Source organism: Streptococcus sp. k-628, from assembly GCF_013277475.1.
GTDB lineage: Bacteria > Bacillota > Bacilli > Lactobacillales > Streptococcaceae > Streptococcus.
The window spans coordinates 1-8,128 of record NZ_VMMZ01000050.1 but is presented as its reverse complement, the minus strand read 5'-3'; the positions used below and the strand labels follow the sequence as shown (position 1 = coordinate 8,128).

Here is an 8,128-nt window from a genome sequence, read left to right as displayed (position 1 = left end):
CAGTATTGAGAAAAAGATTTAATGACCAAGCCTGAGATAATTCTCAGGTTTTTTCGTCTCTTTTCCGAATAAATAGATAGTAGCAGTGAATCTAGTAAACCTAGATTTAATACTCTTCGAAAATCAAATTCAAACCACGTCAACGTCGCCTTGCCGTATATATGTGACTGACTTCGTCAGTCTTATCTGCAACCTCAAAACAGTGTTTTGAGCAACTTGCGGCTAGTTTCCTAGTTTGCTCTTTGATTTTCATTGAGTATAAAACTGTGGTATAATAAAAGGAGGAAAAGGATGATTCTAAGACATCCGGGCATCAGCCCGACCAATGACTTGGTTGCTAAGAAGATTTTTAGCAATCCAGAAATTACTTGTCAATTTATCCGCGATATGTTGGACTTGCCAGCTAAAAATGTGACCATTTTGGAGGGAAGTAACATTCACGTCTTGCCTTCCCTGCCCTACTCAGCGCAGGATTTTTACACTAGTATAGATGTTTTAGCTGAACTAGATAATGGGACCCAAGTAATTATTGAAATTCAAGTTCATCATCAGAATTTTTTTATCAATCGCCTGTGGGCTTACCTGTGTAGTCAGGTCAATCAAAACCTAGAAAAAATTCGTCAGCGAGAAGGAAATACTCACCAGAGTTATAAACACATTGCACCAGTTTATGCTATCGCAATTGTGGACAGCAATTATTTCTCAGATGATTTGGCTTTCCACAGTTTTAGTATGCGAGAGGACACGACAGGTGAGGTCTTAACCATCACAAACAATGGACAAGAAAACCATCTAGTCAAGATGGCATTCTTGGAATTAAAAAAATATAGAGAAACCAGCAAAGACGAGGTTCGCAAACCGTGGTTGGAGTTTTTTGGGAACAAGCCCTTTACCCAACAACCCGAGCGAGCCATCAGCCAAGCAGACCAACTGCTGGACTACAAGAGCTGGTCCGAGGAGGACAGGAAAATGTTTAGTCAACTACGTATGCGCGAAGAACAAGCCTTGTTAGCACAGGACTATGCCTTGGAACAAGCAGAGGAAAAGGGCTTAGAACTTGGACTTGAACGTGGTCGTGCAGAGGGTCGTGAACAAGGACGAGAAGAAGGCATTGAAGAGGGATTAAAAGTAGGTTTAGTAAATCTCGTTCGCCAACATCTCCTGACTTCCGAGGTTGCCAGCCAGCAGTTAGGCATGACTGTCGCTGAGTTTGAAGAATTATTGAAAGACCATCATAACTAAGAACTAAAAAAATATAGAGAAACCAGCAAAGACGAGGTTCGTAAACCGTGGTTGGAGTTTTTCGGGAATAAGCCCTTTACCCAAGAACCCGAGCGAGCTATCAGCCAAGCAGACCAACTGCTAGACTATAAGAGCTGGTCCGAGGAGGACAGGAGAATGTTTAGTGAACAACGTATGCGCGAAGAACAGGCCTTGTTAGCTCAGGACTATGCTTTGGAAACTGCTAGGGCTGAAGGTCTTGAACAAGGACTAGAGCGTGGTATTGAACGTGGTCGTGCAGAGGGTCGTGAACAAGGACGAGAAGAAGGTATTGAAGAGGGATTAAAAGTAGGTTTAGTAAATCTCGTTCGCCAACATCTCCTGACTTCCGAGGTTGCCAGCCAGCAGTTAGGCATGACCGTCGCTGAGTTTGAAGAATTATTGAAAGACCATCATAACTAAGAACTAAAAAATACAGAGAAACCAGCAAAGATGGCATTCGCAAACCCTGGTTGGAGTTTTTCGAGAATAAACCCTTTACTCAACACCCCGAGCGAGCCATCAGCCAAGCCAGCGGTTAGGCGTGTCCATTGCTGAGTTGGTGTCCTTTCTATGAACTCACATTTTTAATAGTAGAAAGTTGATGGGATGGCAAGTTATTATAAAAATATTTGTCATTTTTGCTTGACATTTGCAGTTCTTTATTAGATAATACCAGAGAAGTAAGAATAATCTAGCAATCCATACAGCCTATATGTTGAGATTTGTTCAAAGACAGCATGCTTGAGAAAATTTTTTCCTTGTTTAGTAAAATGATGAAAAAAATTAAAAAATTAGCAGAAAACTCTTGACAAATCCTGCAAATATTTATATACTGTATGGTAGTAAGATAGTCTTACAAAATATTATAAAGAAAATGAAGGAGATAAAACGATGAAAAAAGTTTTATTGACAAGCGCGGTTGCTCTTGCAGCATTTGGTGCTGTACAAGCAGTTTCAGCAGATTCAGATTTTAACAAATTAGTTGCGGATGCTTTGGGTATTACAGCTCCAGCTTCAGATGCTAATGGCCTTACTATGGACCAGTATAACGCGGTCAAGAATCTTGTAAAAACATTGCGTGAAAAAAATGTTGCCTTAGAAAAAGCTAAGAAAACATATGCAGGTGTAGACGCAAAATTCGAAGAGGCTAAAAAGGCATATTCTGATGCAGTATATGCTGTTCGTGCAGCTAAAGCCAATAATGTAGTTGCTAGAGAGAAACTATCAAAAATTACTGATGTAAAAAACAAAATCGCAGCAGATTTTGCTGGTGACCTTTCTCAAGATGAAAATGCAGCTACAAATGAATATGGTACCAAAACAAAAGATTTAGCAACTAAGACAAAGCAGTTGGGGACTGAAGCAGATGCTAAAACAGCAACAGTAGAACCTAGCGGCTCAGATTTGACTGCCTATGCTAAGTTGAAGAAGACTACAGAAGATTTGGATGTAGCTAGTAACGAACTAGAAACTTATTTAAATACACATCAACCTATTCCTGGTGCTCCAGCTTCTGAAGTAAAAACATTTAACGAAGAAAGAGTTAGATTAGAGAAAGAAAAGAGTGAAGCTGAAGTAGCAAAACAAGAAGCTGCTGCAACCGTGGATACTCTGAAAAAAGAAGTAAAAGATCTTAAGGATGCTAAGCAAGCGGCAGATAAGCAATTAAAAGTTTTGGGTGATGCGATTACAAAATTAAACGAAGCTATTGCAAACGGAACAGGAACACTTGATGGAAAAACACTTGCAGATTTAACTACTTTTGTAACTGAAAAACAAACCGAGCTAGCTACAGCAAGCGATGCAGTTAGAAATGCAGAAGAAAATCTGAACACTGCTAAGTCTCAATTCAATACTGCGAAGGAGAATGCTGAAAACGCATATAAGGCACAAAACTTACCATTTGTGTTAGAAGATATTCTTAAACCTGCTCAACCAACTCCAGAACCAGCTCCACTCCAATTTGGTTGGAACAAAGATGCTAAGGGTAACTGGACTTATGTAGTTGACTCAAAAGGTAAAAAAGCAACTGGTTGGGTTAACGATAAAGGAACTTGGTATTACCTAAACGCTGAAGGCGTAATGCAAACAGGTTGGGCTAAAGTTGGCGGAACTTGGTACTACCTAAACGACAACGGTTCTATGGCAACTGGTTGGGTTAAAGATAACGGTACTTGGTACTACCTAAACAACAACGGTTCTATGGCAACTGGTTGGGTTAAAGATAACGGTACTTGGTACTACCTAAACAACAACGGTTCTATGGCAACTGGTTGGTACAAAGTTGGTGAAAAATGGTACTACTCATACGCTTCAGGTGCCCTTGCAGTTAACACGACTGTAAATGGCTACACTGTAAACGAAAACGGTGAGTGGGTTAAATAATCCAAGATAATTTAAAACTAGGAGAGTTCTCTCCTAGTTTTTTTGCTCTTTGTTAGCTATAGGGGGTAGAGTTTTTGGTATTTTCCTTGGAACTTTGTCTATTGGTTAGAAGAAAATAAAAAGTGAACAAGACGATATTTCAGTCCTGTTCACTTTTATGTTATAAGTTATTCTATAGTCTTACAACAACGCCTCAAACTCAGCTACGGTCATACCCAATTGTTCACTCGCAAATTCAGAAGTTAAGACATGTTGGCGAACCATATCTAAGAAGGCAAAAAGTTTCCCTTCTTCCCTTCCTTCAACTTTCCCACGCTCCAGTCCCTGTTCAATACCTTCTGCTCGACCACGTTCAAGACCACGTTCTAAGCCCTTTTCCTCCGCTTGTTCCAAGGCATGGTCCTGCGCTAACAATGCCTGTTCTTCACGCATACGTAGTTGACTAAACATCTTCCTGTCCTCCTCGGACCAGCTCTTGTAGTCCAGCAGTTGGTCTGCCTGGCTGATAGCTCGCTCAGGTTCTTGGGTAAAGGGTTTATTCCCGAAAAACTCCAACCACGGCTTGCGAATCTCGTCTTTGCTGGTTTCTCTATATTTTTTTAATTCCAAGAATGCCATCTTGACTAGATGGTTTTCTTGTCCATTGTTTGTGATAGTTAAGACTTCACCCGTCGTATCTTCTCGCATGCTAAAACTGTGGAAAGCTAGATCATCTTGGAAATAATTACTATCCACAATAGCTATTGCGTAAACAGGTGCGATATGCTTGTAGCTCTGGTGAGTATCACCTTCACGCTGGCGGATTTTTTCAAGATTTTGATTGACCTGACTACACAGGTAAGCCCACAGGCGATTGATGAAAAAATTCTGATGATGAACTTGAATTTCAATGATTACTTGGGTTCCATTATCTAGTTCAGCTAAAACATCTATACTAGTGTAAAAATCCTGCGCTGAGTACGGCAGGGAAGGCAAGACGTGAATGTTACTTCCCTCCAAAATCGTCACATTTTTTGCTGGCAAGTCCAGCATATCGCGAATAAACTGACAAGTGATTTCTGGATTGCTAAAGATTTTCTTAGCAACCAAGTCATTGGTTGGGCTAATGCCCGGATGTCTGAGAATCATCTATTTCCTCCTTTTATTATACCATAGTTTTAAATCTAGGCTCACTAGATTCACTGCTTCTATCTATTTATTCGGAAAAAATATGAAAAATATTGGGTATGGCTCTTTCCAATGGTATTTTTTGGTGCTTTCCTTTATAATGGGTGTATGGATAAGAAAAAATTATTATTGATTGATGGATCTTCTGTTGCTTTTCGGGCGTTTTTTGCGCTCTATCAGCAGTTGGATCGTTTTAAGAATGCGGCTGGTTTGCATACCAATGCGATTTATGGTTTCCAGTTGATGTTGAGTCATTTGTTGGAGCGGGTTGAGCCTAGTCATATTTTAGTAGCCTTTGATGCGGGAAAGACGACCTTCCGTACAGAGATGTATGCGGACTATAAGGGTGGCCGGGCTAAGACTCCTGATGAGTTTCGTGAGCAATTTCCTTTCATTCGTGAGTTGCTGGATCATATGGGGCTTCGTCACTATGAGCTTGCTCAGTATGAGGCGGATGACATCATTGGGACACTGGATAAGCTAGCAGAGCAGGATGGTTTTGATATTACCATTGTCAGTGGGGACAAGGACTTGATTCAGCTGACGGATGAGCATACGGTAGTTGAGATTTCCAAGAAAGGTGTGGCTGAGTTTGAGGCCTTTACGCCAGAATATCTTATGGAAAAGATGGGCATTACACCGACGCAGTTTATCGATCTCAAGGCGCTCATGGGTGATAAGTCGGATAATATTCCTGGGGTGACTAAAATCGGTGAAAAGACGGGTATCAAGCTCTTGCTGGAGCATGGTTCGCTTGAGGGAATTTATGAAAATATTGATGGGATGAAGGCTTCTAAGATGAAGGAAAATCTCATCAATGATAAGGAACAGGCCTTTTTGTCTAAAACACTGGCGACCATTGATACCAAGGCACCGATTGAGATTGGTTTGGATGATTTGGTCTATAGTGGTCCAGATGTGGAAAATCTTGGGAAATTCTACGATGAGATGGGCTTCAAACAGCTCAAGCAGGCTTTAAATGTATCGTCGGCTGATGTGGCTGAGAGCTTGGACTTTACTATCGTTGACCAAGTCAGTCAAGATATGCTGAGTGAAGAGTCTATCTTCCATTTTGAGCTTTTTGGTGAGAATTACCATACGGATGATTTGGTTGGATTTGCCTGGTCTTGTGGGGATAAGCTTTATGCTACAGACAAGCTTGAGCTTTTGGAAGACCCGATTCTCAAGGACTTCTTAGAAAAAACACCTCTGAGAGTTTATGACTTTAAGAAGGCTAAAGTTCTCTTGCATCGTTTTGGTGTGGATTTGCAGGCGCCTGCTTTTGATAGCCGATTGGCTAAATACCTCCTTTCGACTGTGGAGGATAATGAAATTGCGACCATTGCTAGTCTTTATGGTCAGACATATTTGATCGATGATGAGACTTTCTACGGTAAAGGTGTTAAAAAGGCCATTCCTGAACGTGAGAAATTCTTGGAACACTTAGCTCGTAAGCTTGCAATTTTGGTTGAGACTGAGCCTGTTTTACTTGAAAAACTCAGTGAAAATGGGCAATTAGAGCTTCTTTATGATATGGAGCAACCTCTGGCTTTTGTCCTTGCTAAGATGGAAATTGCTGGGATTAAGGTTAAAAAAGAAACCTTGCTTGAAATGCAGGCTGAAAATGAGCTTGTCATTGAAAAACTGACTCAGGAGATTTATGAACTGGCTGGTGAGGAGTTTAATATCAACTCTCCTAAGCAGTTGGGGGTACTTCTCTTTGAAAAATTGGCCCTTCCTCTAGAATACACTAAGAAAACTAAGACAGGTTATTCGACTGCCGTGGATGTCTTAGAGCGCCTGGCTCCTATTGCTCCGATTGTTAAGAAAATCCTAGACTACCGTCAGATTGCCAAGATTCAATCGACTTATGTGATTGGCTTGCAGGACTGGATTTTGGCTGATGGCAAGATTCATACTCGTTATGTGCAGGATTTGACCCAGACCGGGCGTTTGTCTAGTGTGGATCCAAACTTGCAAAACATTCCTGTGCGTTTGGAGCAGGGCCGTCTCATTCGTAAGGCTTTTGTGCCTGAGTGGGAGGATAGTGTGTTGCTCAGCTCGGACTATTCACAAATTGAATTGCGCGTTTTGGCGCATATTTCTAAGGATGAACACTTGATTAAGGCTTTCCAAGAGGGGGCAGATATCCATACTTCGACAGCCATGCGTGTCTTTGGCATTGAACGTCCTGAGGATGTGACTGCAAACGACCGTCGCAATGCCAAGGCTGTCAACTTTGGAGTGGTTTACGGGATTTCAGACTTTGGTTTGTCTAATAATCTGGGCATTAGCCGTAAGGAGGCCAAAGCCTACATTGATACCTACTTTGAACGCTTCCCAGGCATCAAAAACTACATGGATGAAGTGGTGCGTGAGGCGCGTGATAAGGGCTATGTGGAGACCCTCTTCAAGCGTCGTCGTGAGTTGCCAGATATCAATTCGCGTAACTTTAACATTCGTGGTTTCGCAGAGAGGACGGCTATCAACTCACCTATTCAGGGTTCGGCGGCAGATATTCTCAAGATTGCCATGATTCAGCTGGATAAAGCCTTGGTTGCAGGTGGTTATCAGACTAAGATGCTGTTACAAGTGCACGATGAAATCGTCCTTGAAGTGCCTAAATCTGAATTGGTAGAGATGAAAAAATTAGTCAAACAAACCATGGAAGAAGCCATTCAACTCAGTGTTCCCCTCATCGCGGATGAGAATGAAGGGGCAACCTGGTACGAGGCTAAATAAAAAGGGGGCTAGTCCTCCTTTTTGTAGTAGAATTATGCAAGCCTTTTCAAAATGTGCTATACTGATGAAAAAGGAGGATTTTTATGAGTCAAGAATTTATCAATCCAAGTGATGGCGTGATTCGTCAGTATCTAGCAACAAGTAAAACCCTTGCTGTGGTGGGCTTGTCAGACCGTGAAGAAACAACTAGCAATCGAGTGACCAAGGAAATGCAGGCTCGGGGTTATAAAATCATCCCAGTCAATCCCAAGGTAGCAGGTGGTGAAATATTGGGTGAAAAGGCTTATGCTAGTCTAGCTGAGATTCCTTTTCCTGTAGATATTGTCAATGTTTACCGTCGCAGTGAGTTTTTGCCAGATGTGGCGCGTGATTTTCTCAAGGCTGACGCAAAGATTTTTTGGGCACAGCTAGGACTTGAAAGTTTAGAGGCGGAAGAAATCTTGCGTGCTGGTGGATGCGATGACATCGTGATGAATCGTTGCATCAAGAGAGAACATACACGCTTGATTGAGGAAGCATAAGAAAAAGGTAGCTGGTGGGCTACCTTTTGTGTTATACTCAATAAAAATCA

General features: G+C 41.6%; 4 protein-coding genes and 2 pseudogenes. 5 read left to right on the top strand and 1 reads right to left on the bottom strand.

Features of this window, described 5'->3' with window-relative positions; genetic code table 11:
* Positions 1–291: 291 nt before the first annotated feature.
* The 3 genes and pseudogenes from HT730_RS07030 to HT730_RS10540 form a co-directional block, all read left to right on the top strand.
* The gene (locus HT730_RS07030; RefSeq protein ID WP_173307180.1) at positions 292–1,242 is read left to right on the top strand and encodes an Rpn family recombination-promoting nuclease/putative transposase; all 951 of its coding nucleotides are present in this window, start codon (positions 292–294) and stop codon (positions 1,240–1,242) included.
* Positions 1,243–1,683 (top strand): annotated as a pseudogene (locus tag HT730_RS07025) (hypothetical protein); the annotation flags it as partial.
* A gap of 1,608 nt (positions 1,684–3,291) precedes the next feature.
* A pseudogene (locus HT730_RS10540) lies at positions 3,292–3,648 on the top strand (N-acetylmuramoyl-L-alanine amidase family protein); the annotation flags it as partial.
* A 180-nt stretch (positions 3,649–3,828) separates the two neighbouring features.
* Here HT730_RS10540 and HT730_RS07015 read toward each other — a convergent pair.
* Entirely contained in the window at positions 3,829–4,776 is a 948-nt protein-coding gene (locus tag HT730_RS07015) for an Rpn family recombination-promoting nuclease/putative transposase (RefSeq protein ID WP_173307179.1), read from the bottom strand.
* A 147-nt stretch (positions 4,777–4,923) separates the two neighbouring features.
* Here HT730_RS07015 and polA point away from each other — a divergent pair, with 147 nt between their 5' ends.
* Together polA and HT730_RS07005 are read left to right on the top strand one after the other, a co-directional pair.
* Entirely contained in the window at positions 4,924–7,557 is a 2,634-nt protein-coding gene (gene polA / locus HT730_RS07010; protein WP_173307178.1) for a DNA polymerase I, read from the top strand.
* An 83-nt stretch (positions 7,558–7,640) separates the two neighbouring features.
* Positions 7,641–8,078, top strand: coding sequence for a CoA-binding protein (locus tag HT730_RS07005; protein WP_000076488.1), 438 nt, complete (start codon positions 7,641–7,643; stop codon positions 8,076–8,078).
* Positions 8,079–8,128: the final 50 nt, after the last annotated feature.

What these genes read in the sequence shown, in the direction of transcription:
- HT730_RS07030 (WP_173307180.1), top strand. Translation starts at nt 292, where the DNA reads ATGATTCTAAGACATCCGGGCATCAGCCCGACCAATGACTTGGTTGCT.
- HT730_RS07015 (WP_173307179.1), bottom strand. Translation starts at nt 4,776, where the DNA reads ATGATTCTCAGACATCCGGGCATTAGCCCAACCAATGACTTGGTTGCT.
- polA (WP_173307178.1), top strand. Translation starts at nt 4,924, where the DNA reads ATGGATAAGAAAAAATTATTATTGATTGATGGATCTTCTGTTGCTTTT.
- HT730_RS07005 (WP_000076488.1), top strand. Translation starts at nt 7,641, where the DNA reads ATGAGTCAAGAATTTATCAATCCAAGTGATGGCGTGATTCGTCAGTAT.